The following is a 25,964-nucleotide window of genomic DNA, read 5'->3' on the forward strand; positions in this document are numbered from 1 at the left end:
CACAATCAAAGGTTAGTTGTTGCGCGTCTATGCACGATTTATTGCGTTAGACTGCTGTTGGCATCGATTTATTGCGCATACCCGAAATGGAGGGCGATGGAGCGTCTCGACGAGACCGACGCCCGCATCCTGACCGAACTGACCGAGCATGCGCGGGCCACGTTCGCCGAAATCGGCGAGAAGGTGAATCTTTCTGCCCCAGCGGTCAAGCGCCGTGTGGACCGGATGCTCGACGCCGGCGTCATCAAAGGCTTCACCACCGTCGTCGACCGCAACGCACTCGGCTGGAACACCGAGGCCTATGTGCAGGTGTTCTGCCACGGCACGATCGCACCCGATCGGCTGCGCACCGCCTGGGTGGACATCCCGGAAGTGGTCAGCGCCGCGACGGTGACCGGCACGTCGGACGCGATTCTGCACGTGCTGGCGCGCGACATGCGTCACCTGGAAGCCGCCCTCGAGCGCATCCGGTCCAGCGCGGACATCGAGCGCAGCGAAAGCATCGTGGTGTTGTCGAACCTCATCGACCGGATGCGGACCTGAGAAGCCCTCGCGCTTCGCGCGAGCGTAACGACACTGCGAATTTCCGGTGCATTTATCGCAGTGGGGTTACGCTCGTGGCCTCCGCGGCCGAATAGACGCCCCAGCCGTGCCGGCCGAGGTGCGGGATGCCGTCGAGATGCATAGGGCCACGGTCGATTTCATTCGGGAACCGATTCCGCCCGCACGTGTTCGAGCTGCGTGCGCAGGTGCTTGCGCAGGGTGTGCAGGCCAGGGTCGGCCCAGCGGTTGATCGCTTCGATCGGGTCCGCGGTGAGATCGTACAGCTCCCACTGGTCGTCCAACGGAGACGTCCGGTATGCCTGTCCCCCCGAGCCCATTGGCCGCCAGGTGCCCCACCCCCGTTCGGTCCAGGTGCTCGGATCGTCGAAGGTCAGCGAGTCAGGTGGAATATCGTCTCGATCGCGACCGCGGCACCGCCCACCACCACCGTCACCGCGAGCGCCAGCCAGTCGGTCATTCTCGGCCGGGCTGGCGCGGCGGAGAGTTGGCCGATGCCGCCGCGGGCGGTGATCGCATCACCCATCTCGTCGGCGCGCCGCAACGTCACCACGATGGCGGCGGCGACCAAGTCGATCGAGTTGCCGGCCGTCTGCTTGACCCGGGCCTTGCGCGTCCGTGCCATATGGTTGGGCCGCAACCGACGAGCGGCGTAGAGCACCTGAAACTCCTCGATCAGCAACGGGAAGGCGCGAAGCGCCAAGGCCAGGGCCACCGCCCACTCGTCAACCGGGATCCGCACCAGCTTGAGTGGGCGTCCCAAAACCGCCAGCGCCGGGGCGATTTCGGCGACATTGGTGGTCCAGGACACCATCGCCCCCAGCCCAAGCAGAACGAGGGACAACGCGGTGATCCGCAGGAAGTTCAACGCCCCGCCGAGCCCCACGTGGACCCCGGCGATCGACACCATTGGACTGCCGCCGGCCAGCGCGGCCGTCACGAAACCCAATGCAATGAGGACCCACAGCCAGCGCGGGATGGACGGAAGCGCGCCGCGGGGGATGTGAGCGATCCCGATCGCCGTCATCACCAACGCGGCCACCGACCCGATCGTCACCCAACCCGGGTAGAAGGTCAGCAACACCGCAACACCGAACACCACGAGAAGCTTGGTGCCGGCCCACAGACTGTGGATCGCGGACCCCCCTGGCACCGGAACCAGCAGCACCACCGGGCGAGCAGTGCGCCGCTCCTTCCGCCCGGGGGACGTGGGCGCGGTCATGCCACACCCCCCGCCGCAGCGGTGGTCGAAACCGTTTGCAGCGCACCGTTCTGCACGTGCAGGGTCCGCGGACAGACGGCTTCCAAACCCACGAAGTCGTGCGAGATGACGACCACGGTCAAACCCCGGTGACGGCGCAGATTCGCCAGCACCCGCAGCAGGCCGCGCTGGCTCCCGACGTCGAGCCCGGCCAGCGGCTCGTCGAGGATCAACACGCGCGGCGAGCACGCCAGCAGCCCGGCCAGCACCACCCGTCTCATCTGGCCGCCGCTGAGCTGATCGATGCGCCGCTTGCCCATCGTGGGTTCCAGCCCGACCGCCGCCAGGGCAGCGGTCACCCGGCCTTCGTCGCGGGGCGAAAAGCCCGCCACCGAAGCAACTTCCAGATCAACATGGCTGCGCATCAATTGCAGCCTGGCGGTCTGAAACGACAACGCGACCGCGCCGACGTGATCCCGGATCGGCTCACCGTCGAGCAAGCAGGCGCCGACCGTGGGAACGGTGAGTCCGGCCATGATCCACGCCAGCGTCGATTTGCCCGAACCGTTTCCACCGTGAATCAAAATCCCGTCGCCTTGTTCCACGACGAAGTTGATATCGCGCAGCGCGGTTTTCGCCCACGGTGTCCCGCTGTTGTATTCGTGGCTGACCCCAACGATTTCGAGCACCGGCTTGCTTGGGCCGCGCCTGACCGCGGGGGCGGGCGGCGGGGCCGGAGCCGTCTCGACCATGCCGGTGTTATCCGGCGAATCACTGAGGTTGATGGTTCGGTCCGCCGACGCGGCCTCGTTGTCGAAATGAGTGATGTGCACCAGGGCGGTCCGATGCCGCTTGGGAAGGCCGGACAGCACGTTCAACAGAACCTCACGGCCCCTCTGGTCGACCATGCTGGTGAACTCGTCAGCGATCAGTAGCGCCGGTTCCCGCGCCAGGGCCGCGGCGAGAGCGAGGCGCTGCAGTTCCCCGCCGGACAGGCCGCCGGTATCGCGCTCGGCGAAGCCCCCAAGACCGACTTCGCGCAGCAAATGGTCGACGTCGACCTCGGTCCCCGGGGGCAGCCCCCACACCACATCATCGGCGACGCGGGTTCCCAAGACCTGGCTCTTCGGGTGCTGCAGGACCAGCGCCGTACCGCCCATCATCCCGAGACCCACCGCACCCGGGCGCTGCACGGTGCCCGACGTCGGGTGCCGGCCCGCCAAGATGAGCGTCAACGTGGTCTTGCCCGACCCGTTGGCGCCGATGACGGCGACGTGTTCCCCGACCTGGAGTTCCAGGCTGAGCTCCCGCAAGGCATCTTGCTTGGCATTGGGGTAACGGAACCGCACCTTGTCCAGCCGCACCGGAACGGGCCCGATGGCGGCGTCGGGAGGCTCGTCCGGAGCGTCGAGCTTGTGCACATCCGGAACGTTGCCCATCCGGTCCAGCAGGCGAGAAAGCGCCCACCAACCGATCCACGACGACACCATGACCCCATAGGTGACGTAGCCGAGCATCAGCCACGGCCAGTAATGCAGCCCGAATTCGAAGCACCGCTTCACGTCGGCGCCGAGCCATCGCAGGTTCACCCGGCTCAGGAAGGCGACCACACCGTCCACGTTCGCCGACATCACCTCAAAGATCAGATGCCGCAACCGATTCAGCACTGACAACGCACCCACGGTCGCGCCGCCGACGGCCACCCCGGCGATCAGGGACGAGACGAGCACGGTGGGCGTGCCCCTGCCCCTGCGCTTGACTAAACCGGTCAGGCCGCCGATGTAGGCGCAGTTGAGGACCGTCAGGAAGCCGCCGACTCCGGAGATGAGGAAGGCGATCATTCCGGCGGCAAACGTCGCGGCCAGCAGCACACGCAGCCGGTAACGGTACGACAGCAGCCCCATCGGCACCGTGCCCAGCAGCGCCAACCCTTGGGCGAACGGGATGACACCGGCGATGATCGCGATCACGGCGCAAAGCGCCCCCATGACCGAGGCCTGTGCCAATTCGGCCGGATGTAAAGGTCCGCCCCGACGGCGCGCACGGACGGGGCGGCGGACATTCACCTCACCGATTCTGCCAGCCCGCGGCCCTAACTCGGCTCGTCACACACGACACTCCCGCTCCGATCCGACCGGCCGCCACTCGTCTCGCTTAGCAAAGCTATGGAACTATGGAAACATGGACAGAGTTGTCGAGACCGCAAACATCGGGGCCCAGCAGCTGGGAGCGGATCTGCTCGCCGTGGTGGCGCGGCTCAACCGGCTGGCCACCCAGCGCATCCAGATGCCGCTGCCGGCGGCGCAGGCCAGGTTGCTCGCCAGCATCGAAGCCCACGGTGAAGCCCGGATCGGCGACCTCGCGGCTGTCGATCACTGCTCACAGCCGACCATGACGACGCAGGTGCGCCGGCTGGAGGACGCCGGCCTGGTCACCCGCAACGTCGACCCGGGGGATGCGCGCGCCGTCCGGATCCGCATCACCCCCCAGGGCAAGCGCACGCTCAACGCGGTTCGCGCCGACCGCGCCGCCGCGATCGAACCGCAACTGGCGTTGCTTGAGCCGGGCGACCGCCAGGTGCTGACCGCCGCCGTCGAGGTCCTACGCCGGCTTCTCGACAATGCGTCGCTGGCGGGGCGGCGCAACGCGCTGTGACGGGCGACCCACGTGGATGGACGAGGGTTGGCGGGTAGACACTAGGTCGATCTGACCGGTGTTGAGGAAAGGTGGCGGCCATGCGGCCCGAGGCTTCCGGTTTCAGAGCCTCCCCGTTGACCGTGTGGGTCGGGTCGGCGCGATTCGACTTCTCACCCGGCCGCGACGTGATCGTCGGCTACGGCCCGGGCAGCGACATCGCCCTCGAACGCCTCGGAACTCCCACCGCACCTCCCCCGGCGCCCCGCCCCGAAGTGGTGCTGCGATTCGCGGGCACCCACTGGGTGGCGATCGACCTGAGCCACAACGGCATCTTCGTCGACGGCGCACGGGCTTCGACGGTCACCATCCGCAGTGGTCACGCGATCAGCATCGGTGACCCACAGCGCGGCCCCCGGCTGGTTTTCGAAATCGCTCACCCGGCCGGGCCGCCCCGGCCCGGGCCGGCTCGACCGCCCGCCTACCCGCCGCGGCAAGTCCCGCCGCCTCCTCCCATCCCGCCGCAACCCACCGCCCCGACTGAGCGCGAGACCCAGCGCATGCAGGTACTGCCGCCGCAGCCGACGGCGGCCGAACATGCCGATCATGCACAGCCGGCTCCACCCGCCCAACCGGTCCCGGCGGCGGATGCACAGGTCAAGGGTCCGGGTCTCATCGAACGGATGATCACCTCGAAATTCCGCGTCCCGCGTCCGGCCGTCGACGCGACGGACGCCGGAGACTCCACCTATCGATTGCCGCTCAAGGCCGAGGCCCGCACCCTCGGGATGACCGCATACCAACTGAGACTGACCGTCGACGGGCGCGACGCTTTGTCGGGCATCTCGTTCTCGGCGCGTCCGGGCATCTTCACCGCCGTCGTCGGGCCGTCGGCCACCCGCAACTCCGCCCTGCTCGGTCTGCTCGCCGGGACGGGGCAACCCAGCTCCGGACGCGTCACCGTCGACGGCCACGACGTGCATGCGGAGCCGGCGTCCATGCGCACCCGCATCGGCATCGTCTCGGCCCAGGACCGCTTGCACCGGCAGCTCAGCGTCGAAAGGGCGTTGCGGTACGCCGCCGAACTGCGCCTCCCGCAAGACGTTTCACGAGACCAACGCGACAGGGTGATCAGTCAAGTCCTCGAGGAACTGAATCTCTCGGAGCACCGGTCCACACGGATCGGCAAGCTTTCACCCGAGGTGCGACGGTGCGCCGCGCTCGCCGTCGAGCTCCTCACCAGGCCGACGCTGCTCGTCGTCGACGAGCCCACCGCCGGCCTGGATGCCCAGCAACAACGTCACGTCATGACGATGCTGCGGCGCCAGGCCGACATCGGCTGCGCGGTGGTGGTGGCCATGTCATCGCAGACGTCGTTGACGAACCTCGACCTGTGCGACCAGGTGTTGGTGTTGACCTCAGCCGGCGCGACGGCGTTCATGGGGCCGCCCGCGCGAGTGGAATCCGCGCTGGGCAGCGCCGACTGGTCGCAAGTGCTGGAACGGGTGAGCGCCGATCCCGACGGAACCCACCGCGCGTTTCGCGCCCAACCGCCGGCGGCTCGCACGCCGCCCGAGATCGCCCCACCGGCGCCGCCGCCCCCCGAAGCCCCGCGGGGACGGCAGGTCCGGTTGCTGGCTCGCCGCGACGTCCGGCTGCTCCTCGCCGACCGCCTCTACGTCGTGTTCCTGGTGCTGCTGCCGTTCGTGCTGGCGGGGCTGGCGCTGCTGATTCCGGGAGATTCGGGGCTGACCCGGCCCCATGCCGGCGACGCCCACCCCCACGAAGCCATCGAGATCCTGGCCGCACTCAACATCGCCGCGGTGATCATCGGCACCGCGCTGACGATCCGCGCCGTGGTGCGCGAGCATCGCATCTTCCGCCGCGAGCAGGCGCTCGGGCTGTCTACCGTGGCCTATCTGGCCGCCAAAATCCTGGTGTTCAGCCTCGCCGCGATGATCCTGACGGCGATTGTGTTCGCCATCGTCATCGCCGACAAGGGCGAACCGGCGGGTCGCGCCGCCCTGTTGCACAACGCCACCGTCGAGCTCTATGTGAGCGTGGCCGCGACGGCCATCGTGTCCGCGGTGGTCGGACTTGCCGTGTCGAGCCTGGGCAAGTCGCTGGGAGAAGTCCTGCCGCTGCTGCTGCCGGTGATCCTGGCCTCGGCGCTGTTCAACGGAAGCCTCGTTCAGCTGGTGAGCAAGTGGGGCTTGCAACAGCTCTCCTGGCTGGTGCCCGCCCGCTGGGGCTTCGCCGCGTCGGCGTCCACGGCCAACCTGCGCCGGGTCGACCCCTTGGCCGCCGACTGCCTGACGTGGACCCACTACAGCGGCTGGTGGCTGTTCGACATGACGATGCTGGTCTTGCTCGGCGTCGCGGCGGCCGGCCTCACCCTCTACCGGCTGCGGCCCGGCAGCGCCAGACCCCGAGGTCAGCGCAATAAGAGGGGCTGACTCGGTCGCTGACCAGCACCGCCGATTGGGATCGGGTTGTTATACCGGCGGCTTGAACCGCGAGATACGGTCGGGTTATGGCGCCAGAGACCACCACCATTGCCGACCAGCTGCGCAACGCCCTCGACGGGCGGTGGCGCGACACGAGGAACCAGCTGCGGTCCACCATGAGCGAGGACCTCTTCCGGCCGCACTACACCCCTAACACCGTGATCGCGCGCACCAAGGTGGCCGAGCAGATGAGGATCATGGCAGCTTTCGGTGCCGCCGCCGACAACTTCCGCAAGGAGCACGGTGGCACCGGCGACATCGGCGCCGCGATCACGATGATCGAGATGCTCGCCATGTCGGATCTGTCGCTGATGGTGAAGGCCGGCGTCCAGTGGGGGCTGTTCGGCGGTGCGGTCGAAAATCTGGGTACCGAGCGCCACCACGAGGCGTACGTGAAGAAAATCATCAGCCTCGAATTGCGGGGCTGCTTCGCGATGACCGAGACCGGACACGGCAGCGACGTTCAGTCGCTGGAGACCACCGCCACCTACGACCCGGCCACCGAGGAGTTCATCATCGACTCCCCCACGCCGACGGCGCGCAAGGACTACATCGGCGGTGCGGCCGAAACGGCCACCATGGCAGCGGTATTCGCCCAATTGATCACGACCGAGGACGGCGAACCGGTCAACCACGGCGTGCACTGCCTGCTAGTGCCGATCCGCGACGCCGACGGCAACGACCTGCCCGGCGTGACCACGTCGGACTGCGAGTACAAGGGCGGCCTCCCTGGTGTCGACAACGGCCGTATCGTGTTCGACCACGTCCGGGTCCCGCGGGTGAACCTGCTCAACAAGTACGGCGACGTGGCGCCGGACGGTACCTACAGCTCGCCGATCGAGAACACCAACCGCCGGTTCTTCACCATGCTGGGCACATTGGTGCGCGGGCGGATCACGGTGGGCGGCAGCGCCGGGGCCGCCGCCCGCGTCGCGCTGGACATCGCGACGCGGTATGCGTTGCAGCGCAAGCAGTTCAGCGCGCCCAATGACGAGTCCGAGGTGCTGATCATGGACTACCTGGTGCACCAGCGCCGGCTGTTCCCTTTGATCGCAAAGTCATACGCATTGCAGTTCGCTCAGAACGAGCTGGTCGGCAAGTGCCACGACATCCAGACCGCGGACGCGGTGGACGCCGACGAGCAGCGCGAATTGGAGGCGCGTGCCGCCGGGCTGAAGGCGGCCAACACCTGGCACGCGTCGCGGGCGATTCAGGAGGCGCGCGAGGCCTGCGGCGGCGCGGGTTACATGGCCGAGAACCGGCTGGTCGCGCTGCGTGGCGACACCGACGTGTTCACCACGTTCGAGGGCGACAACCACGTGCTGACGCAGCTGGTGGCCAAGGAGTTGCTGACGGCCTACGCCGACGACATCCGCAGCATGAGCCCGGTCGAGTGGGTGCGTTTCGCCGCCAACACCGTCGGCGAGCGGGTCGTCAAAAGGACAGCGGCAGAGACGATTATTCAAACGATCGTGGATGCCCGCCAGGACAGTGAGGAAGAGGGCAGCCTTTTCAACCGCGGCACGCAGATCAAGATGTTCGAGGACCGCGAGGAATATCTGTTGGCGTCCGTGGCCCGTCGGTTGCAGGCCAAATCCAAGGAGACGTCGGAGTTCGACGCGTTCAACGCGGTGCAGGACCACGTATTACACGCGGCGTCCGCGCACATCGACCGGGTGGTGCTCGAGGCGTTCGTTGCCGGAATCGACGCCTGCCCGCACGAGGAGACGCGCGAACTGCTCGGCTGCCTCTGCGATCTGTACGCGCTTTCGGTCATCGAGGACGACAAGGCGTGGTACATCGAGCATCGGTACCTGTCCACCGAGCGGGCCAAGGCAGTCACGCGTGGCATCAACGATCGGTGTCGCGTGCTGCGACCGCACGCTGAGACACTCGTCGACGGTTTCGGGATACCCGAACAGCTGCGCTACGCCGAGATGCTGCACCCAGAGAACCTGACCGACGCCGTCGTGAACTGACGCGCAGCGCGCTCACGTTGGGCTACAACGTTATTGATTCGGGATCGGGCTGAGCGCCTTCAGCTTGCCGTCCGGGCCTATCCCGAACGTCACCGTGCCACTGCCGCTGGGACAGCACGGCTGATCGTTGGCTTTGAGCCATTGGTATCGAACGGCAACGGTGTCATCGGCCGGCGGTAAGACGGTGATGTACGGCTTGGCATTTGGGGTAGCGGTACCCAGCGGCGTGTTGTGATCGAAGAACAGCAGCTGCTGCCCGGTGGACTCGCTGGCGATGGTCGGGATGATCTGCACCCAATACAGCCGGCACTTCTTGGCATGTCCCCGAGCGATTTCCACCCAACTGCTACCCGCGACGGTGAGGGGCACCGACGCGATGGCCCGCTGCACGGTGTCGGGCGTCGGCCCGTCGGAGTCCTTGCACTTCTCGGATGAGGTCGGCGGCGAACTGGTTTGGTGCCCGCCGCACCCGGAGGCCAGCAGGATCAACGAGATCACAATCAGCTGACGCACCCGGTGAGCTTAGCGAAGGCTGTGAATGTCCCGTTTGTTTGGTCCGAGACCCCGTTCTGATAGGTAAAGGATCGGGCCCCGCGGGTAGCCTTGACCCGGGCCGGCGGGTCGACGATGACCTGCTCTGACCTCGGGGTATACGGCATTCCCGAAAGTTCACGGCCGCACCTGGGCCGGTGAGAGGAAGCCGTAAAACGGGGGAAACTCCCGATACCCGGTGCCGAAACATCCTCGTCGCACCATTCACGTAAGTCCGTTGTGCTCAATGGAGGGAAGGTAGGCGTGTCCACCGAGTCCATGGCGTTGAACAACGATGCCGTGAACACCGTGTGCGCGTACTGCGGCGTCGGCTGCGGAATGGTGTTGCAGGTCACAACCAACTCCGAGAGCGGCCAGCGCCACATCGGGAAGTCGGTTGGGAACAAACAACATCCAGCCAACTTCGGTCGGTTGTGCACCAAGGGCGCCACCACGTCGGACTTGCTGAAGGCGTCCGGGCGACTGGAATCGGCGCACCTGCGCGCCGATCGTGGCGAGCCCGCCGAGCCCGTCGATATCGACCGCGCAATCGCAGAGTCCGCCCACCGACTGCGCGCAATCATCGATGCGCACGGCCCGGATTCCTTCGCCATGTATGTCTCGGGCCAGATGTCCATCGAGGCGCAGTATCTGGCGAACAAGCTGACCAAGGGCTTCATCGGCACCAACCAGATCGAGTCGAACTCACGGCTGTGCATGGCCAGTGCCGGTTCCGGCTACAAGCTCTCCCTGGGCGCCGACGGACCGCCGGGCTCGTACCAAGACTTCGAACACGCCGACGTCTTCTTCGTCATCGGCTCCAACATGGCCGACTGCCATCCCATCCTCTTCCTGCGGATGATGGAGCGCGTCAAGGCCGGGGCCAGACTGATCGTCGTCGACCCGCGCCGCACCGCGACCGCGGAAAAGGCTGACCTATTCCTCCAGATCGCTCCCGGCTCCGATCTCGCGCTGCTCAACGGGCTGCTGCACCTGATTGTCGAGAATGGGCACACCGACCCCGCGTTCATCGCCGAGTTCACCGAGGGGTGGGAGGTGATGCCCAGCTTCCTGGAGCAGTACACCCCCGACGCGGTCAGCGAGATCACCGGTATTGCCGAGCAGGACATCCGCGCAGCGGCCCGGATGATCGGTGAGGCCGAGAATTTCCTGAGTTGCTGGACCATGGGCCTCAACCAGAGCACTCATGGCACCTGGAACACCAACGCCATCTGCAACCTGCACCTGGCCACCGGCAAGATCTGCCAGCCCGGCAGTGGCCCATTCTCACTCACCGGCCAGCCCAACGCGATGGGTGGCCGCGAAATGGGTTACATGGGACCGGGATTGCCCGGACAGCGCTCCGTCCTGTCCCCGGTCGACCGCGCCTTCACCGAAGACCAGTGGGGCATCCCGCGGGGAACACTCCGCACGGACGTCGGCACCGGCACCATCGACATGTTCTCCCGAATGGCCGCCGGCGACATCAAGGCATGCTGGATCGTCTGCACCAATCCGGTTGCCTCCGTTGCCAATCGGAAGACAGTACTGGCCGGCCTGGAGCGCGCCGAGCTGGTGATCGCCCAGGACGCCTTCGGCGAAACGGAGACCAACGAATACGCCGACGTGCTTCTTCCTGCGGCCCTGTGGTCGGAAGCCGAGGGCGTGATGGTCAACTCCGAGCGCAACATGACGCTGTTCCAACCGGCGATCGCGGCCCCGGGCGACGCGATGCCCGACTGGCAGCTCATCGCCCGAATCGCTTGCGCGATGGGATTCTCGGACGCTTTCAGCTACAACTCCGCCGAGGAGGTCTTCGAGGAGATCAAGCGGTTCTCGAACCCGAAGACCGGTTATGACCTGCGGGGGGTCAGCTACGAGCGGCTCCGCCGGAGCCCACTGCAGTGGCCGTGCGCACCCGAGAGCGCCAGCGACCGCAACCCCATTCGCTACCTCAACGACGGCGTCAGTCAGACCAGGCTGGTGCGCGAAGACGGCAGCGTTCCCCGACTGGCCTTCCCCACCGCCAACGGCCGCGCGGTGTTCTTCGCCCGCCCGCACCTGCCGCCCGAGGAAATGCCCGACGACGACTACCCGTTCCTGATGAACACCGGTCGCCTGCCGCACCAATGGCACACGATGACCAAGACCGGCAAGGTCGCCAAGCTCAACAAGCTCAATCCCGGGCCGTTCGTCGAAGTCCACCCCGACGACGCCGCACGGCTGGAGATCGACGAGGGTGACCCGGTAGAAATCGCTTCCCGCCGCGGCCGGGCCGTGCTGCCCGCCGCGATCAGCGACCGCGTGCGGCCCGGCAACTGCTTCGCACCGTTCCACTGGAACGACGTCTTCGGCGAATACTTGGCGATCAACGCGGTCACCAACGATGCGGTGGACCCGATCTCGAATCAACCGGAATTCAAAGCGTGCGCCGTCGCATTGGCGAAAGTTGCCGTCCCCGTGGCACATCAGGGCACTGGCGCGAAGCCATCGGTGGACGCCGACGCATTAGCACCGGCGCCCACGGAGGTACCCGGAATCAGCGGGTCACAGGTCGATGCCCTTGCCACCTTGCTCGGTGTGGCGACCAAGCCCGTGCCGGAATTCGATGAGCTCGGCCGCTCCTATCTCGCCGGGATGCTGACCGCCCTTCGATCGGACGCGGGCCGATGCGCGGCCGGGGTGCCGACCCTGCCGACAAGCGCTCCTTTCGATTCGGGCACCCGGCTGTGGGTGGATGGCCTGCTCGCCGGCCTGTTCTCGCGCAATGACGCGCCACGGGCAGCGCCGGCCCCGGCGGTCAAGGAACCGACCACCGGGCCCCCCGAAGCCAGGGCGGCCGAACGGGCGCCCGTCGTCGTGCTGTGGGCATCGCAGACCGGCAACGCGGAGGAACTCGCCGCCGACGTCGCGGCGCGGCTGGGCGAGAAAAACCTGCCCGTCGCGCTGCACAGCATGGACGACTTCCCGGTGACCGAACTGCCGAAGGCGCGGCAGCTGTTGCTAGTCACCAGCACCACCGGCGACGGCGAGCCGCCCGACAACGGCGCCGGCCTCTGGCGAGCGCTCACCTCAAACGCTGCACCACAATTCACCGCCACCCGCTACGCGGTGCTGGCGCTGGGCGACTCCAACTACGACGACTTCTGCGGTCACGGACGCAAGCTCGACGAGCGGCTCGCCCAGCTCGGCGCGACCCGCATCATCGAGCGGGTCGACTGCGAACCCGACTACGACGACGCCGCGGCCAGATGGCTCGACGGCGTCATTGAGGCGCTGTCCCGCACGCCCGCACCGGTGGGTCACGACGGGGCTGCGCCGGTGCCGGCCAGCTCCGTGGTCGCCGCGCCAACCCGACCGGCCGACGGGGCCAAGACCGCCGGGTACTCCAAGAAGCATCCCCTGATCACCGACATGGCCCAAAACATCAAGCTGGGCCGGCCGGAATCGGCGAAGGATGTGCGGCAGCTGGTGTTTCGACTGCCCGAGGGCACGATCAGCTATGAGGCCGGTGATGCACTCGGGGTCTGGCCGCGCAACAGCGACCAGCTGGTCGATGAATGGCTCTCCGTCACGGGCCTGGACGGGCAGACCCCGGTCGAGGTCGGCGAGCACGGTCTGATGTCGTTGCGCTCGGCGCTCACCGAGCGAATCGAGATCGCCCACATCAGCCGGGATCTGGTGCGGTTCGTCCAGGAGCGCACCGGCGACCGGAAGCTCGCCGAGCTGCTGAAGCCGGAAAACAAAGCCGCTCTGACCAATTGGACGTGGGGCCGCCAGTCGATCGACCTGTTGGCGCAGCATCCGGTGTCCGCTTCGGCCCACGAGTGGCTGAGGGTCCTCAAACGTCTTCAGCCGCGGTTGTATTCGATCTCGTCGAGCCCCAAGGAATGCCCCCAAGAGGTCCATCTGACGGTCTCGCCGGTGCGCTACAACTTCCAGGGCGTCCCGCGCCGCGGGGTGTGTTCGACCTACCTCGCCGACCGATCCCCCGGCGATCGCATCGCCGTTTATCTGCAGCCATCGAGCAATTTCCGGCCGCCCCGCGACCCGGATACGCCGATGATCATGGTCGGCCCGGGCACCGGCATCGCGCCGTTTCGCGGGTTCCTTCAGGAACGACGCGCGCTCGGGCACACGGGTCCCAATTGGCTGTTCTTCGGCGAGCAGCACGCCGCCAGCGACTTCTACTACCGCGACGAGATCGAGCAGATGCACGCCGACGGGCTGCTGACCGAGCTGGACCTGGCGTTCTCGCGGGACCAGCGCGACAAGATCTATGTGCAACATCTGATGCGCAGCCGCGGAGCGGAGCTGTGGCGCTGGCTGCAGGACGGGGCGCAACTGTACGTCTGCGGGACCGCGGACCCGATGGCCAAGGACGTCGACCGCGCCCTCTGTGAGCTCGCGGCCGAACATGGCGGCCTCGAGCCCGACGCGGCGAAGGAGTACGTCCGGTCGTTGAGCGCCGACAAGCGCTACCACCGCGACGTCTACTAGGCCCCCTGGTTTGCGGCCCGACTCGTAATACGACGGAAACGTCACGCACCTGCCGCTGAAACAACCTCGCTGCACCATTCAGTCATTGGTCGCGCCGAGGAGGGACGTAGTGGCTCTGGATTTTGACGGGCCCCGCGAGGACACCACCGTGCGGCCGGTCTGCCCACTGCAGTGCCGGCTGTGGCGTGGCGCGGCAGACGAGCAGCCCGGCGACCAGGTCGACTGGGCCGGGTTGCCGATCAATTTGGACTTCGCTTTCTCGCCGCAGCAGCGCGACAAGGTGTACAAGCAGCATCTGATGCGCAAGCGCGGGACACAGCTTCGGCGGTCGCAGGACCGGGGCCAATGGTGCGCCTGCGACTTCACGGCCGACGGGCGACGCGTCTTCCCGGGCGACGCCGACTCCATGTCGAGCCGGTAGCACTTCCGCGGCCCGCGTCTGGACCGCGCGGAGAAGGAATCACCGGGGTTGAAATTGGTGCCGGCCCCAGTGGCCAAACGGTTTGCGGAATTCAACTCGACCCCACCTCATAGCGATGAGTCGTTGAGCGGTGCTTACGCGCTATCAACGCCCACACCATGGGATCCGGATTGTCAACCGCCCCCCTCCGAGGTGAAGGAGCCACGGAGACACCCGGTTTGCTGGCGGTTAGGTTGGACTGGTCGGTCGGCGAGCGCGAATCGAGCATCTTGGAACAACGATGGTGGACGTATCGGTTATCGAAACCTCCGGGTTGGGCGACCGCAGTTACCTGGTCAGCGACGGCGAGGTCGCGGTGGTCATCGACCCGCAGCGTGACATCGACCGGGTGCTGGCGTTGGCCGGAGGCCTGCGCATCACGCACGTGCTCGAGACCCACATCCACAACGATTACGTGACCGGCGGCCTGGCGCTCGCCCGAGCCACCGGCGCAGAATACGTTCTTCCCGCCGGGGAAGACGTCGAATTCTCGCACCACCCCGTCGGCGATGGCGACCGGATCGACACGGGCGGACTCCACCTCGAGGCGTTGTCCACGCCCGGGCACACGCACCACCATGCCAGCTATGTGCTGCGCGACGCTGACGGCGGAACGGTCGGGGTGTTCACCGGCGGTTCCCTGCTGTTCGGCAGCACCGGCAGGACCGACCTGGCCGGCGAAGAGCACGCCGCCGAATTGACTCGGCTGCAGTATCGCTCGGTTCGTCGGATTGCGGGCGAATTGCCCGCGAGCACGGCCGTCTATCCCACCCATGGCTTCGGCAGCTTCTGTTCGGCCGCCCCCACAGACAGCGACGAGTCGACAATCGGCGACGAAAGCCATACCAACCCGGCGCTCACCCAGGACGAAGAGGACTACGTCGAGCAACTGCTGTCCGAGCTGTCCGCGTATCCCGCCTACTACGCGCACATGGGCGTGATCAACAGGGCGGGCCCCGACGCGCCGGACCTCTCCCCCATAAAACCGGTGCATCCCGACGAGCTTCGCGCGAGCATCGATGCCGGCGAATGGGTCGTCGACTTGCGCAACCGAACAGCGTTCGCGTCCGGCCATCTGGCCGGCACGTATGGCTTCGAGTTCTCCGGGTCTTTCGTCAATTACCTTGGCTGGCTTTACGCGTGGGGCGCACCGCTGACGTTGATTGGGGAAGACGCCGCGCAGGTGGCCGAAGCTCAGCGTGAACTCTCCCGCATCGGCGTCGACCGACTGACCGGCAGCGCCACCGGCGACATCCATGCGCTCGCTGCCGGATCCGAGCTGCGGAGCTATCGCGTGGCGAGCTTCGAGGACCTCATCGATGTGCTCGACGACGCGCGTGTCCTCGTGCTCGATGTGCGCCAGCCCGGCGAATTCGACAGCGGCCACGTCCGCGACGCGATCAACATCGCCTTGCACGAACTGCCTCAGCGCATCGGCGAGTTTCCCCAGGACCGCGAGTTATGGATCCATTGCGCCAGTGGGTACCGCGCATCGATCGCTGCCGCGCTCCTCGACCGCCATCATCGCCAAGTGGTGCTAATCGACGACGAATACGGCAACGCCGAAAAGCTCGGGATAACAACCTCCGTTACGCCTTGGGAGTAACCATGAACGCACCTGCCGTCGACGCCATCACCTCCATCGAGCTGCGCAGGCTGATCGAGTCGCCTAAGTCCCCACGCGTGGTCGACGTGCGGACCCCCGCAGAATTCGAAACCGCGCATATCGCCGGATCCGTCAATGTGCCGCTCGATCTCCTGCACCAACACGGCGCCGAGATCGCCGAGCGCCTGGGCAGCGACGGCGATGTCGTGCTGGTGTGCCGTTCGGGGCAACGCTCGACCGAGGCGCAAGCGCTGTTGCGCGACGCCGGGCTGATCAGTGGGCGGGTGCTGGAACGGGGCATCACCGACTGGGAGGGCCAAGGTTTCGAGGTGGACCGCGGCGCGCAGCGTTGGGAACTGGAGCGTCAGGTTCGGCTCGTCGCCGGATCGGTGGTGCTGTCGTCCGTTGTGGGCAGCGTCGTGGTCCCACGGCTGAAGTGGGTTGCCGCGTTGATCGGGGGCGGGTTGACGTACGCCGCGCTGAGCAACACATGCGCCATGGCCACGGTGTTGTCCAAATTGCCGTACAACCGCGGTGCCGCCCCCGACGTGAAGGCGGTTGTGTCGCGGCTCGACGGCTGACCCCGGTCTATCGGATCTCTGCAGTCGACACCTGTTGCCTTACCACAGATTTCTACTGGAAGCCGCGGCCCCCTCCGACGCCGGCACGACTACGACGACGCGACGAGGTCAATCAGGTCGGTGGCCCGACTGAAGAGATGGCCTTGCGCCAATCGCTCATACCCGGGCCAACCAACGCCCAGCGCTGCGGGGACGTCCGACATTCGAGCGGCTTCCGCCAGACCGTCCGGCGGTCCGCGGGCACCGGCTGAACTGTTATCGATTGCGCGGGGCCGGCTGCCCGTACATGGCCACCACGACCGTGCGGTCCATGCTGTTCTCCGACCACACCCCCATGGAGCTGTTCGCGCAGTCGCGAATGATCGCCATGTCGTCGGGGTTGTAATACCACTGGTTGACCAGCTCCAGGCTGCTGATGGCGATGGCCGGGTTGATCGCGATCGTTTCGGACGCTTTGCCGCGGAACCCGGCGGCGTTGGCCCGGTCCTGCGGCGTCGATCCATCGGATCCGATGTCGTCGTTGACGCTTCGGTTGTTCATCATGTCGTCGGCGTGCCACTGCGCGGCCAGCGTCAGCGCGTTGTCCCTGATGACGTCGTTGGTGCAGCCCGCCTGGTGTTGCAGCGTGTAGACCGCGGAGACGACGGCGCTGTTGAGCCGCTTATTGTCGGCATGCGCCGTCCCGGGCAGCAGCACCGGCGCGGCGAGAAGCACGGCCGCGGGGAGCGCGCGTACCCATCCGATCATGACCACTCCGCTCACACCGGGTCGAAATGCGAAACCAGCCATCGGCCGTTGACTCTTTCCACCGCCACCCGGATAACCGGCTGTGTGTCGGTGGGCGCACCCTCGCCGATCGTGACGGTCTGGTTGACGTACAGCAGGACCACGGCGTGGTTGGCGGTCGCCGAAACCGGCGCCGCGGCAGTGACTTTGGCGGCCGCGGTAATGTGTCTTTCCTTCGCGCCCGGGATGACCACCCGGCGGGTCAGCTCCGTGTAGGCGTCCTTGAAGTCTCCGGTCAGTCGCTCGCGTGCGGCGGCCAGGTCCTTGTCCACCGACTCGGCCTTGTACGACAGTAGGGCGATGGCGTCTTCGCTCGCGGCCCGCACCGATTCCGCTCGCACCCGCGCGAGGTCATCGGACGAGGCCACCACCCACTTGAAGTAGCCCGCGCCGAGCGCCAGCAGCAACGCCAGCGCAGGCAACACCCCATACGCGACAACGCGCGACCACGCGATCGGTGGCCTTGGCCGCGTGGTACCGGGCTCGTCGTCATGGCCCTCCTCGATGGCGACGGCATCTGATTCCTCGGGTGTCGCCGCGTCGTCGGCGTCGACCAGTTCCTCGTCGTGCGTTTGGGTTTCACTCAACGTCGTCATGGCACGAACACCACGTTCGACACCTTGGCGTCGTCACCGACCGACCGAACCTCGATCCGCATGCGCCACTCCCGCGGCGCCTCCTCGCCGCCGGCGGTGCGCGATTTCACCGCGACCGCGACCAGGACCTGGGCCGCGTCGCCGTGCTGTGACTCCAGGCCGGCATCGGTCACGGTGCCTTCGGATTTCGATTGCGCCGCCTTGACGACCTCGATGAACGGCTTGGACCGCTGCTCGAAGTCCGCACGGAAGGCTCCGGTGGCCAGATCGATGATGCGCTGCACGTCGGCGTCGACCTCTGTGTAGTTGATGGTGGTGAGGTTCACCGCACCCTGACGCGCCACCTGCACGAACAGATCGCGCTGTGCTTGGGCCTCGTGCTTCTGGTAGGCCCGGTAGCCGAGCCAACCGGTCAATCCCGCCAGCACCGCCACCACGAGGGCGCCGGCCAATAACGCCCGCCCGGTGTGCGATAGCCGCGGGGTCGCATGGCGCCGTAGGCGGGCGAGTCGGTTCTTCGCACCCGCTAGGTCCTCAGCGGTGTCGTCAGCCTCGCTGGCCTGCTCGGCGATATCGCTGTCGTCGGCCGCCGTCGATTCGCTGAATTCCTCAGTGACATCGGCGGCTTCGTGCTTCTCCGCATCTTCAGCCATCTTGCTCCTTTTGCTTAGGCCGGCGGCACCAGAAGTGACTGCCAGTTCTTGGCACGCGGGTGCGCGAGGTCGAATTCTGTGTAGCGGCGCCCGTCGGGGCCTATGTAGTCCCCGTTGGCCGGGTCGTAAGTGGCCACGGCGAGCGGCGGCGGCGTGCGCGGCGGCGGCAGCCGTGGGTCCTGACCGGGCGGGTACTGGGGCACGCCCTGGCCGCTGTAGGTGGCGTTCGGGTCGCCCTTCCAGTTGTAGCCGTCGTTAAGCGGCACGTATTCTTCGTCGCTCTCACACAACTCGACTGTGGGGGCGCGCTTGTCCGGCTTCGTCTCGCAGGGAATGTTGCGTGCCCCACGCACATTGAGCTCGGAATCCTGCGGGACGCGGCAATACAGTTCGGCCGCCGGCCGGTCCGGGGCGTCGACGTCGGCCGGTGAGCGACGCTGCGTGGGCGGCAGGAAGCCCGTCGTGCACGGCGGCGGCAGGTTGAGGTTGAGGTTGAAGTCGAGGTAGAAGCCTTTGTACTCCTGCTTGCTGTTCAGGTTGGGCACCAGTGCCGCCGACATCACCGCGATGCCCTGCGGAAGGAGGACGAGTATCTGCTCGATGTCGTGGCGGTAGACCACCGCGATGTCACCGAGGCTCACCAGGTTGGCCATCAACACCGGCACGGCCGGTGCCATTCGGTCGAACAGCGCGCGGCCTTCCTCCAGCCCGGAACTGCCCTGCGTCAACAGGTCTCGCACCGCCGCGTTCTGCGCCTTGAACTGCGCCATGATGGCGGAGGTGCGATTGGCCCACGTCCCGATCGCGTCCGACGTCTGCACCTGGGAGTTGAGCACCGCGGGCGACTGGTCGATCAGGGCGGCGAGCGGGTCGGCGGTGCGTCCGCCCGCGATGGCCAGCGCCGTGGATCCGTCGACGATCCGGGACAGCTCGGGGCCCAGTCCACTGACCGCGCGGTCGGTCTCGTCGATGACCGTGCGCAGGTTGTCCCGCGGAATCGCTTGCAGCGCACGATTGGTCATGTCCAGCAGGTGCCCGATGTCGACCGGAACGTCGACCCGGCCGGCGGGGATGACGTCGCCGGCGCGCAGCGGCCGGGACTGTTCTGACTCCTTGCCCGGCGGCGGGGTCAGATCGATGTACTGCTCGCCGATCGCCGAGCGGCTGTGCACCGACGCCTGCACGTCGGAGGGGACGGTGACGCCCGACCTCAGGGCGAGCACGGCACGCACACCCGTTGCGGTGACGTCCACCGACTTGACCTGGCCGACGTCGGTGCCGCGGTAGGTGACGACCGAGGTCTTGTAGAGCCCGCCCGAGGACGGCAGGTCCACCGTGACGTTGTACTCCCCGATTCCGAACAGGGTTTGCGGCAACTTCATGAAGTTGAAAGCCATTGCGCCACAGGATATGACGGTGACCAACGACAGTACGGCCAGCTGGATCCACGTCCGGCGGTTCAGGCGCAGCATCAGTAACCCCCGTTGTGGTAGGGAAAGGTGAGCGGGTTACCGCCGGTCACCGGGCTCGGCTGCATGCCGATCGTGCGTCCCCACTGCATTTCGAGTTCGGTGAGGTTGCCCTCCCAGCGGGACCCGGTGAACAGCGAGGTGTCGATGCGACTCAGCGTCAGATCGACGATCATCGTGAGGTTGGCGTAGTCGCCGCGGAACCAGTTCTTCACGGTGGATGTCGGCCACGGATAGGTGGCCAGGCCGTCCAGGCCCTTGGTGAGCGCCGGTCCGGCGTCGGCGAGCGACCGCAGCACCGGGGCGATGTTGCGGAGGTTGTTCACCAGGGATTCCCTGCTCTGGTGGATGGTGTCGGCCGCGATGGCACTGAACTTTCCGAGTTGGTCGATCGCATCGGCGATCTTGGTGCGTTCCTCGGCCAGGATCGCCAGCGCTTTGGGCACCGTCATCAGCGCCTTGTCCACCTCCGGGTCCTTGTCGGCGAACTGCCCGGCGAGCGAGTTGAGGTGCTCGGCGGCGGCGATGATGTCGTCGGTCTGGGCATTGGTGCCCCTGATGAACTCGTCGAGTCGGCCCAGCAGGCTCCGCATCTCGTTTTCCCTGCCGCCGAATGCCTTGGCGATCGCCTGGTTGATCTCCTGCAGCTGCCCGATGCCGCCGCCGTTCAACAGGATTGACACCGAGGCGAGCGTCTGTTCGGTGGTCGGATACATGCTCGCGCGCGACAACGGGATCACCGACCCGTTCCCCAGCTCACCGACCGGCGGCTCGTCCTTGGGTGGTGCGAGTTCGATGTGCATCGATCCCAGCAGGCTGGTCTGTCCGAGCTTGGCCGTCGAATTGGCCGGCAGGTGGACGTCCCCGTTGATGCGCATGGTCACCAGGGCATGCCAGTCCTGAAGCTCGATCTTGGTGACGTCGCCGACGTTGACGTCGTCGACCCGCACTCGCGTGTTCTGCTGGATGGTGACCACGTCGGGTAGTTGCGCCTGGATTGTGTAGGCGCCCGGCCCCCCGCCGGCGGTGCCCGGCAACTTGAACGAGTTCAAGCCGCGCCATTGGCATCCCGACAGCGCGGCCACGCAGGCGAGGCCGAGCACGGCGGCCAGCGCGCGTCTCATGACCCCCCCGTCGGCAGCATGAGGTTCTGTAGGACCTGGGTCGAGCTCACGTTGTTCTCCGGCGGGGGCGCCTGCGTCGGCTGCGGCTGGTTGTCGAGGACCGCGGGCGGGGGCGCCTCCGGCGGCGTAGGCGCCTCCGGAGGCTGCGGTGGCGTGTAACCGGGGCGCAGCCAGTCTTCGCTGTAGGTGATCTCGGTGGGCCGGGCCTGCGTGCCGACGAACGGGTTGAGCCCGACCGGAATGTAGTTGTAGATGCGGTTTTTGATGATCGGGTTGACGTACTGCAGGCACAGCTTCGACACCCGGTCCAGCCGCGCCCGGGCGGCCGCCTCGATCGAGCTGCAGATCCATTGCGGGATGTCGGCGAAGTTGTTCAGCGCCAGAATGCCGCTCATCGCGCTCTGAGCCGGCTGATAGATGTTCATGAAGTTCTGGAACACCGTCGGTACGACATGCAGAATCTGCTTGATGTCGGCGCGGCTGTCGTTGAGGGCCGTCGTGATCGAGCTCATCCGGTCGAAGGTCGTCCCAACGGCTTCCCGGTTTTCGGCGAGGAACTCGCGCACGTCGGCCAGCGTCCCGTCGAGTCCCTTGACCGCGTTGGCGATTTCGTTCGGGCTGTTCGTCAGGATCGTCGTCACGCTGGCCAGGTTCTGGTTGAATGAGGCCAGCAGGTCGCTGCTCGAGTACAGCGCCGACACCAGCAACTGGAGATTGCGCACCGTGCTGAAGATGTCGTCGGCGTGGTCGCCGAGCGCCGAAATCGCTTGCGAGAGCTTGATGACGGTGTCGCGGGCGGTATCACCCTGGCCGCGCAGGTTGTCCGCGGCCGAGTTGATGAACTCGCCCGCCGGGTTCACCCCGCCGGGGGTTGTCGGCTGCAGGGCGTCGGTCAGCTTCTCCAGCTGCTTGCGAAAGTCGTCCCATTCGACGGGAACGGCGGTGCGGTTCAGCGGGATCGACGCCCCGGGACTCAGCTTTGGGCCGCCGGAGTAGGCCGGAACGAGCTGGATCGCGCGGGACGTCACCAGTGACGGCGACAGGATCGCGGCGCGCGCGTCGGCCGGCACCGGGTAGCGCTTGTCGACGGAGAAAGTCACCTTGGAATTCGCCGGCTGCGGCTCGATCTTGTCCACCACACCGACGGCGACCCCGAGGATCCGGATCTCGTCGCCGACGAACAGGCCGTTGGCCTCGGCGAAATAGGCCGAATACGTGTTCTTTTCGACATCATTCCAGAGTTGCCTCGCCACCAGAAACGACGCGACGACCAAGGTCACGGCCAGGCTGATGGCGGTGACCCGGCGCAGGGTTCGCCGCGTCATCGCCCGCCGGCTTCCGTGGGCGCGGGGCTCGGCTCAGGGGTCGGACCCGGTGAGGGCGGCTGCGACCAGATCGGGTGCGGCGCATTCTCCGGCGGCACGGGCGGGCTCCCGGTCGGCGGATCGACGGACTCCGACGGCAGCTTCTGGTTGGGGTCCAGCGGCCGGTCGTACATCCGCGCATCGAGGGTCGGCCCGCCCAGCTGACCGGGGATCAGGTTGGCGACGTACGCCTTGAAGAACGGCCCCGAGCCCAGGACTTCACCGAACGACATTGCGTACCGCTTGAACTTCGGCAGCGTCTGCTGCAGCTCTTCCTTGCGGTTGTCCAGGATCTCGAGGACGCCGTTGAGCTTGTCGAGGGCGGGCTTGAGTTGAGTCCGGTTGTCGTTCACCAGCCCCGAGATCTGGTGCGACACCGCGGTGAGGTTGTTCATCAGCGCGTCGATCGAATCGCGTTCGTCCAGCAGCGCGGCCAGCAACGCGTTGGAGTTCGCAACCAGGCCGGCGATCTGCTGGCTGCGCCGGCCCAGCACCCCGGAGACCTTGTTGGCGTTGCCCAGCAGGCTGCGCAGTTGCTCGTCGCGGTTGTTGAGGGCTTGCGAGAATCGGGCCACGCCCTGCAGCGCGGGTTTGAGGTCCGCCGGCGTTTCCTTGAAGGTTTCGGCCAACGTCGTCAGCGCCGAGGACAATTGGTTGGTGTCCAGGCCACTGATGGTGGTCGTGAGGTCGCCCAGCGCGACCGGAAGATCGTAGGGTGAGGTGGTGCGCTCCAGCGGGATGACGCCGGTCAGCGTGCCTGCACCGCGCGACGTCAGCTCCAGCATCTTGCTGCCCAGGATCGTCTCGGTCTTGATCGCCGCTTCGGTGCGGTCGCCCAGCTGGATTCCCTTGCCAACGGTGAAGCCCACTCGGACCTTGGTGCCCTCCAGGCGGATGTCCGAGACTCGGCCGACGCCCATGCCGGAAACGCGTACCGTGTTGCCCGTCTTGATGCCACCGGCTTCGGCGAAGTACGCCGCATAGTCGTTGGTGTTCTTGATGAACGGCAGCTTGTCGTACTGAAAAGCGGCCACGGCGACGAAAACCACGATCGCTGTGCCCATCAGGCCGATCGTGAGTGGGCTTCGCGCGCTGAGGGATTGGGGCTTGGGCAACCTCATTGCGGCGTGCACCGCCCGCTCGCCTGGCCGAGCAACTTGACGTAGATTGGATTGCCCCCCTTGCCGTTCAGCTTCAGCAACACCTCGCAGAAGTAGAAGCCGAAGTAGTCGCCGTTCAGCCCTTGCCGAGCCAGCACCTGGTAGGTGTCGGGCAGCTGCTTGAGCAGGTTGTCGACGTACTCGCGGTCGGCCAGCACCTGAGCCGACATCCGGTCGGTTTCGTGCACGACGTCCTTGATCGGCTGGCGCGCCTGCACCAGCAGGTCGGTGATCGAGCCCGCGGCCGCGTTGATATAGGCCAGTCCCGTCGAGATGTCCTCCTTGCGCTGGGCCAGGCCGTCAACGAGCGCGGACAGTTTGTCCAGCCCGTCGGAAAATTGGTGGTCGCGCGCGGCGAAGGTGTGCAGCACGGTGTTGAGGTTCTTGATCAGCTCACCGATCAGCTCGCTTCGCCCCGCAAGGGTGGAGGTCAGCGTCGACGTCTGCGCCAGTACCGAGGCGAGAGTCCCGCCCTGCCCCTGAAAGATACGCAGCAGCTCCCCCGAAAGCGCGTTGACCTGGTCGGGATCCAGCGCCCGGAACAGCGGGCGGAAGCCGCCGATCAGCGCGTCGATGTCCAGCGCGGGTGACGTCCGTGCCGGCGGAATCGTTGCGCCGGGCGCCAGACGGTGCGGCGGCCCGGGTCCCTCTTCGAGAGCGAGATAGCGATCGCCGATCAGATTCTCATACCGGACGACCGCTTTCGTGCCCTCGGTCAGGCGGACCCCCTTGTCCACCGAGAAGCCGACGGTGACCGTGCCGTCGCGATGCAGGGTGAGGTCGCCGACCTTGCCGACTTCCACCCCGGCGATGCGCACGAAGTTGCCGGACTTCAGGCCGGAGATGTTGGTGAAGACGGCCTGATAGCCGGTGCGGTCCTCGAAGCGCAACTGGCCGAACACCGTGATCAGGGTGAACGTGAACACAAGGCAGACCGTCGTGAAGAGCGCAACGCGCGCAATGATGCTCGAAAGGTTCTTTCTCATGGGGGTGGCTGGCCCCCGCGGAAGAAGTAGCGCGGCGCCTCGGGCGGGTTCTTGGTCGTCGGGAAGTAGTTAGACCACCAAGGGTTACCGGCGGCGACGTTGGTGCGGATCTCGTTCGGAGCGGCGCCCCACCCGGTGTCGGTGACCAGCGCGCGCACCGGGAAGTTGGCGCTCGGGTCGGGCAGCGAACCACAGCTGGGCCGGCCGCCCGGCCCCCCGGTGGCGTTCACCTTCGGCAGGTGCTTGGGGTACCGGTACGGGTCGTCGCCGAAGAGCAACCCGGCGTCCATGATGAACGAATAGCCGTTGCCGCCCAGCGTGTCCCGACCGCCGTGCTCCACGTACCACTGCGCCCCCGTGAACAGGCAGGTGAACGTCGGGGAGTACTTGTTGAACAGCGCCGTGGTCGGATCGAGCAGGTTGACCGAGCGGACGATGTTGGCCTCGTCGCGGCCGATGACGTTGATACCGGCCTGACTGAGGCCCGCCGCGGACAACAGCAGCGTGTCGAGCGACCGCTGGTTTTCGGTGAGGGTGGCGCTGGTCGTCGTCGCCGAGTCGAGGATCGACAGGATGTCGTGTGCCGCATCGGAATAGATGGCTGCCGTCTTGCCGAACAGCCGCCAATCACGGTCGATGGTGTGCATGCGGGGGTTGACGGTCAACAGGATGTCGTTCGCATCGGTGATCGCGTGCCCGATCCGGTCGCCCTTGCCACGCACCGACTGGGCGAACGCCGATAGGATCGAGTTCATCTTGGCCGGGTCGATGGCCTGCACCACGGACTGCAGATTCTCGAAGACGGTGTTGACTTCGACGGTGACGTTGCGGGATCGCAGCACCGCGCCGGGCTTGAGCGGAGTCGCGCTGGGGTGTTCGGGCACGATCAGGTCGACGTACTTCGACCCAAACGCCGTGGTCGACTTGATCTCCGCCTCGAGGTTGCTCGGCAGATACTTGAACGGCCCCGGCTGCATCTTGAGTTGCAGCTGAGCCGCTTTCACGTCGGTGCCGATCGATCCCACCTGGCCGACCTGCACGCCGCGCAGCTTGACCTTGGCGCCCGGCTCCATCACCAGCCCGGCCCGATCCGACACCAGCGTCAGCGGGATCGATTCCTGGAATTTGCCCGAGAACGCCCCCGCGGTCAACGCGATAACCGCCGCCACGAGGATGAACAGAGTGGGCGCCCACCAGATCGGATCGATCCTGCTGCGCCGGACCCGATTCCGTTGCCCCGGCCCATTCTCGCTGTGATTGCTCATG

Annotated in this window: 20 protein-coding genes and 1 pseudogene; 8 read left to right on the top strand and 13 right to left on the bottom strand. The window is 66.6% G+C overall.

Translation table 11 applies throughout. The features are described 5' to 3' along the window. Positions 1 to 96 precede the first annotated feature (96 nt). Positions 97 to 543, top strand: a complete 447-nt coding sequence (locus tag A5695_RS11570; protein WP_068081332.1) for an Lrp/AsnC family transcriptional regulator — start codon at positions 97 to 99, stop codon at positions 541 to 543. Here A5695_RS11570 and A5695_RS30235 read toward each other — a convergent pair. The 3 genes and pseudogenes from A5695_RS30235 to A5695_RS11585 form a co-directional block, all read right to left on the bottom strand. Further along, a pseudogene (locus tag A5695_RS30235) lies at positions 441 to 935 on the bottom strand (hypothetical protein); the annotation flags it as partial. The gene A5695_RS11570 and the pseudogene A5695_RS30235 overlap by 103 nt on opposite strands. Further along, complete coding sequence (locus tag A5695_RS11580; RefSeq protein WP_068081339.1) at positions 935 to 1,783, bottom strand: CbiQ family ECF transporter T component; 849 nt, start codon at positions 1,781 to 1,783, stop codon at positions 935 to 937. The pseudogene A5695_RS30235 and the gene A5695_RS11580, both read right to left, overlap by 1 nt. Next, on the bottom strand, positions 1,780 to 3,750 hold the full coding sequence (locus A5695_RS11585) for an ABC transporter ATP-binding protein (RefSeq protein WP_156749588.1): 1,971 nt from the start codon (positions 3,748 to 3,750) through the stop codon (positions 1,780 to 1,782). The genes A5695_RS11580 and A5695_RS11585 overlap by 4 nt, the downstream gene beginning before the upstream one ends. Positions 3,751 to 3,943: 193 nt before the next feature. Here A5695_RS11585 and A5695_RS11590 point away from each other — a divergent pair, with 193 nt between their 5' ends. From A5695_RS11590 to A5695_RS11600, 3 genes are all read left to right on the top strand, one after another. Beyond that, entirely contained in the window at positions 3,944 to 4,417 is a 474-nt protein-coding gene (locus A5695_RS11590) for a MarR family winged helix-turn-helix transcriptional regulator (RefSeq protein ID WP_068081343.1), read from the top strand. An 80-nt stretch (positions 4,418 to 4,497) separates the two neighbouring features. Then, the gene (locus tag A5695_RS11595) at positions 4,498 to 6,852 is read left to right on the top strand and encodes an ATP-binding cassette domain-containing protein (RefSeq protein ID WP_068081346.1); all 2,355 of its coding nucleotides are present in this window, start codon (positions 4,498 to 4,500) and stop codon (positions 6,850 to 6,852) included. 77 nt (positions 6,853 to 6,929) lie between these two features. Continuing rightward, positions 6,930 to 8,882, top strand: coding sequence for an acyl-CoA dehydrogenase (locus A5695_RS11600; RefSeq protein ID WP_068081349.1), 1,953 nt, complete (start codon positions 6,930 to 6,932; stop codon positions 8,880 to 8,882). 30 nt (positions 8,883 to 8,912) lie between these two features. On the opposite strand, the gene A5695_RS11605 is transcribed toward A5695_RS11600, so the two are convergent. Continuing rightward, positions 8,913 to 9,380, bottom strand: a complete 468-nt coding sequence (locus tag A5695_RS11605; RefSeq protein ID WP_068081442.1) for an LppP/LprE family lipoprotein — start codon at positions 9,378 to 9,380, stop codon at positions 8,913 to 8,915. A 312-nt stretch (positions 9,381 to 9,692) separates the two neighbouring features. Here A5695_RS11605 and A5695_RS11610 point away from each other — a divergent pair, with 312 nt between their 5' ends. From A5695_RS11610 to A5695_RS11625, 4 genes are all read left to right on the top strand, one after another. Continuing rightward, positions 9,693 to 13,913 carry a bifunctional nitrate reductase/sulfite reductase flavoprotein subunit alpha gene (locus A5695_RS11610; protein ID WP_068081445.1) on the top strand — a complete coding sequence of 1,407 codons (4,221 nt, stop codon included), beginning with the start codon at positions 9,693 to 9,695 and terminating at the stop codon, positions 13,911 to 13,913. Between the two features lie 109 nt (positions 13,914 to 14,022). After that, complete coding sequence (locus tag A5695_RS11615; RefSeq protein WP_156749589.1) at positions 14,023 to 14,334, top strand: hypothetical protein; 312 nt, start codon at positions 14,023 to 14,025, stop codon at positions 14,332 to 14,334. A gap of 283 nt (positions 14,335 to 14,617) precedes the next feature. Continuing rightward, complete coding sequence (locus A5695_RS11620) at positions 14,618 to 15,979, top strand: rhodanese-like domain-containing protein (protein WP_068081451.1); 1,362 nt, start codon at positions 14,618 to 14,620, stop codon at positions 15,977 to 15,979. A gap of 2 nt (positions 15,980 to 15,981) precedes the next feature. Then, complete coding sequence (locus A5695_RS11625; RefSeq protein ID WP_068081353.1) at positions 15,982 to 16,560, top strand: rhodanese-like domain-containing protein; 579 nt, start codon at positions 15,982 to 15,984, stop codon at positions 16,558 to 16,560. A gap of 255 nt (positions 16,561 to 16,815) precedes the next feature. Here the strand turns inward: A5695_RS11625 and A5695_RS11630 are convergent, their stop codons facing one another. The 9 genes from A5695_RS11630 to A5695_RS11670 are packed head-to-tail and all read right to left on the bottom strand — an operon-like array spanning position 16,816 to position 25,963. Continuing rightward, positions 16,816 to 17,307 (bottom strand): CAP domain-containing protein, encoded by a 492-nt coding sequence (locus A5695_RS11630; RefSeq protein ID WP_068081454.1) that lies wholly within the window; start codon positions 17,305 to 17,307, stop codon positions 16,816 to 16,818. Positions 17,308 to 17,318: 11 nt separating this feature from the next. Continuing rightward, positions 17,319 to 17,942: a hypothetical protein gene (locus tag A5695_RS11635; protein ID WP_369830182.1), complete on the bottom strand. Its 624-nt coding sequence runs from the start codon at positions 17,940 to 17,942 to the stop codon at positions 17,319 to 17,321. Beyond that, positions 17,939 to 18,595 carry an Mce protein gene (locus tag A5695_RS11640; RefSeq protein ID WP_068081356.1) on the bottom strand — a complete coding sequence of 219 codons (657 nt, stop codon included), beginning with the start codon at positions 18,593 to 18,595 and terminating at the stop codon, positions 17,939 to 17,941. The genes A5695_RS11635 and A5695_RS11640 overlap by 4 nt, the downstream gene beginning before the upstream one ends. Before the next feature lie 14 nt (positions 18,596 to 18,609). Further along, positions 18,610 to 20,067, bottom strand: coding sequence for an MCE family protein (locus A5695_RS11645; RefSeq protein WP_068081359.1), 1,458 nt, complete (start codon positions 20,065 to 20,067; stop codon positions 18,610 to 18,612). Next, entirely contained in the window at positions 20,067 to 21,188 is a 1,122-nt protein-coding gene (locus A5695_RS11650; protein WP_068081362.1) for an MCE family protein, read from the bottom strand. Before A5695_RS11650 ends, A5695_RS11645 begins: the two co-directional genes overlap by 1 nt. Next, positions 21,185 to 22,513 carry an MCE family protein gene (locus tag A5695_RS11655; protein ID WP_068081365.1) on the bottom strand — a complete coding sequence of 443 codons (1,329 nt, stop codon included), beginning with the start codon at positions 22,511 to 22,513 and terminating at the stop codon, positions 21,185 to 21,187. Before A5695_RS11655 ends, A5695_RS11650 begins: the two co-directional genes overlap by 4 nt. Beyond that, positions 22,510 to 23,616, bottom strand: a complete 1,107-nt coding sequence (locus tag A5695_RS11660; protein ID WP_231974793.1) for an MCE family protein — start codon at positions 23,614 to 23,616, stop codon at positions 22,510 to 22,512. The genes A5695_RS11655 and A5695_RS11660 overlap by 4 nt, the downstream gene beginning before the upstream one ends. Positions 23,617 to 23,669: 53 nt before the next feature. Then, a complete protein-coding gene (locus tag A5695_RS11665; RefSeq protein WP_068081371.1) occupies positions 23,670 to 24,698 on the bottom strand; it encodes an MCE family protein in 1,029 nt (342 codons plus the stop codon). Then, the gene (locus A5695_RS11670) at positions 24,695 to 25,963 is read right to left on the bottom strand and encodes an MCE family protein (protein ID WP_068081374.1); all 1,269 of its coding nucleotides are present in this window, start codon (positions 25,961 to 25,963) and stop codon (positions 24,695 to 24,697) included. Before A5695_RS11670 ends, A5695_RS11665 begins: the two co-directional genes overlap by 4 nt. Position 25,964: the final 1 nt, after the last annotated feature.

Origin of the sequence: Mycobacterium sp. E1747 (assembly GCF_001667775.1) — a bacterium.
In the GTDB taxonomy this organism is placed as follows: Bacteria; Actinomycetota; Actinomycetes; order Mycobacteriales; family Mycobacteriaceae; genus Mycobacterium.

Excerpts from the sequence above, each read along its gene's own strand:
- A5695_RS11570 (WP_068081332.1), top strand. The coding sequence starts at position 97 with ATGGAGCGTCTCGACGAGACCGACGCCCGCATCCTGACCGAACTGACC.
- A5695_RS11580 (WP_068081339.1), bottom strand. The coding sequence starts at position 1,783 with ATGACCGCGCCCACGTCCCCCGGGCGGAAGGAGCGGCGCACTGCTCGC.
- A5695_RS11585 (WP_156749588.1), bottom strand. The coding sequence starts at position 3,750 with ATGGGGGCGCTTTGCGCCGTGATCGCGATCATCGCCGGTGTCATCCCG.
- A5695_RS11590 (WP_068081343.1), top strand. The coding sequence starts at position 3,944 with ATGGACAGAGTTGTCGAGACCGCAAACATCGGGGCCCAGCAGCTGGGA.
- A5695_RS11595 (WP_068081346.1), top strand. The coding sequence starts at position 4,498 with ATGCGGCCCGAGGCTTCCGGTTTCAGAGCCTCCCCGTTGACCGTGTGG.
- A5695_RS11600 (WP_068081349.1), top strand. The coding sequence starts at position 6,930 with ATGGCGCCAGAGACCACCACCATTGCCGACCAGCTGCGCAACGCCCTC.
- A5695_RS11610 (WP_068081445.1), top strand. The coding sequence starts at position 9,693 with ATGGCGTTGAACAACGATGCCGTGAACACCGTGTGCGCGTACTGCGGC.
- A5695_RS11625 (WP_068081353.1), top strand. The coding sequence starts at position 15,982 with ATGAACGCACCTGCCGTCGACGCCATCACCTCCATCGAGCTGCGCAGG.
- A5695_RS11630 (WP_068081454.1), bottom strand. The coding sequence starts at position 17,307 with ATGATCGGATGGGTACGCGCGCTCCCCGCGGCCGTGCTTCTCGCCGCG.
- A5695_RS11635 (WP_369830182.1), bottom strand. The coding sequence starts at position 17,942 with ATGACGACGTTGAGTGAAACCCAAACGCACGACGAGGAACTGGTCGAC.
- A5695_RS11640 (WP_068081356.1), bottom strand. The coding sequence starts at position 18,595 with ATGGCTGAAGATGCGGAGAAGCACGAAGCCGCCGATGTCACTGAGGAA.
- A5695_RS11645 (WP_068081359.1), bottom strand. The coding sequence starts at position 20,067 with ATGCTGCGCCTGAACCGCCGGACGTGGATCCAGCTGGCCGTACTGTCG.
- A5695_RS11650 (WP_068081362.1), bottom strand. The coding sequence starts at position 21,188 with ATGAGACGCGCGCTGGCCGCCGTGCTCGGCCTCGCCTGCGTGGCCGCG.
- A5695_RS11655 (WP_068081365.1), bottom strand. The coding sequence starts at position 22,513 with ATGACGCGGCGAACCCTGCGCCGGGTCACCGCCATCAGCCTGGCCGTG.
- A5695_RS11660 (WP_231974793.1), bottom strand. The coding sequence starts at position 23,616 with ATGGGCACAGCGATCGTGGTTTTCGTCGCCGTGGCCGCTTTTCAGTAC.
- A5695_RS11665 (WP_068081371.1), bottom strand. The coding sequence starts at position 24,698 with ATGAGAAAGAACCTTTCGAGCATCATTGCGCGCGTTGCGCTCTTCACG.
- A5695_RS11670 (WP_068081374.1), bottom strand. The coding sequence starts at position 25,963 with ATGAGCAATCACAGCGAGAATGGGCCGGGGCAACGGAATCGGGTCCGG.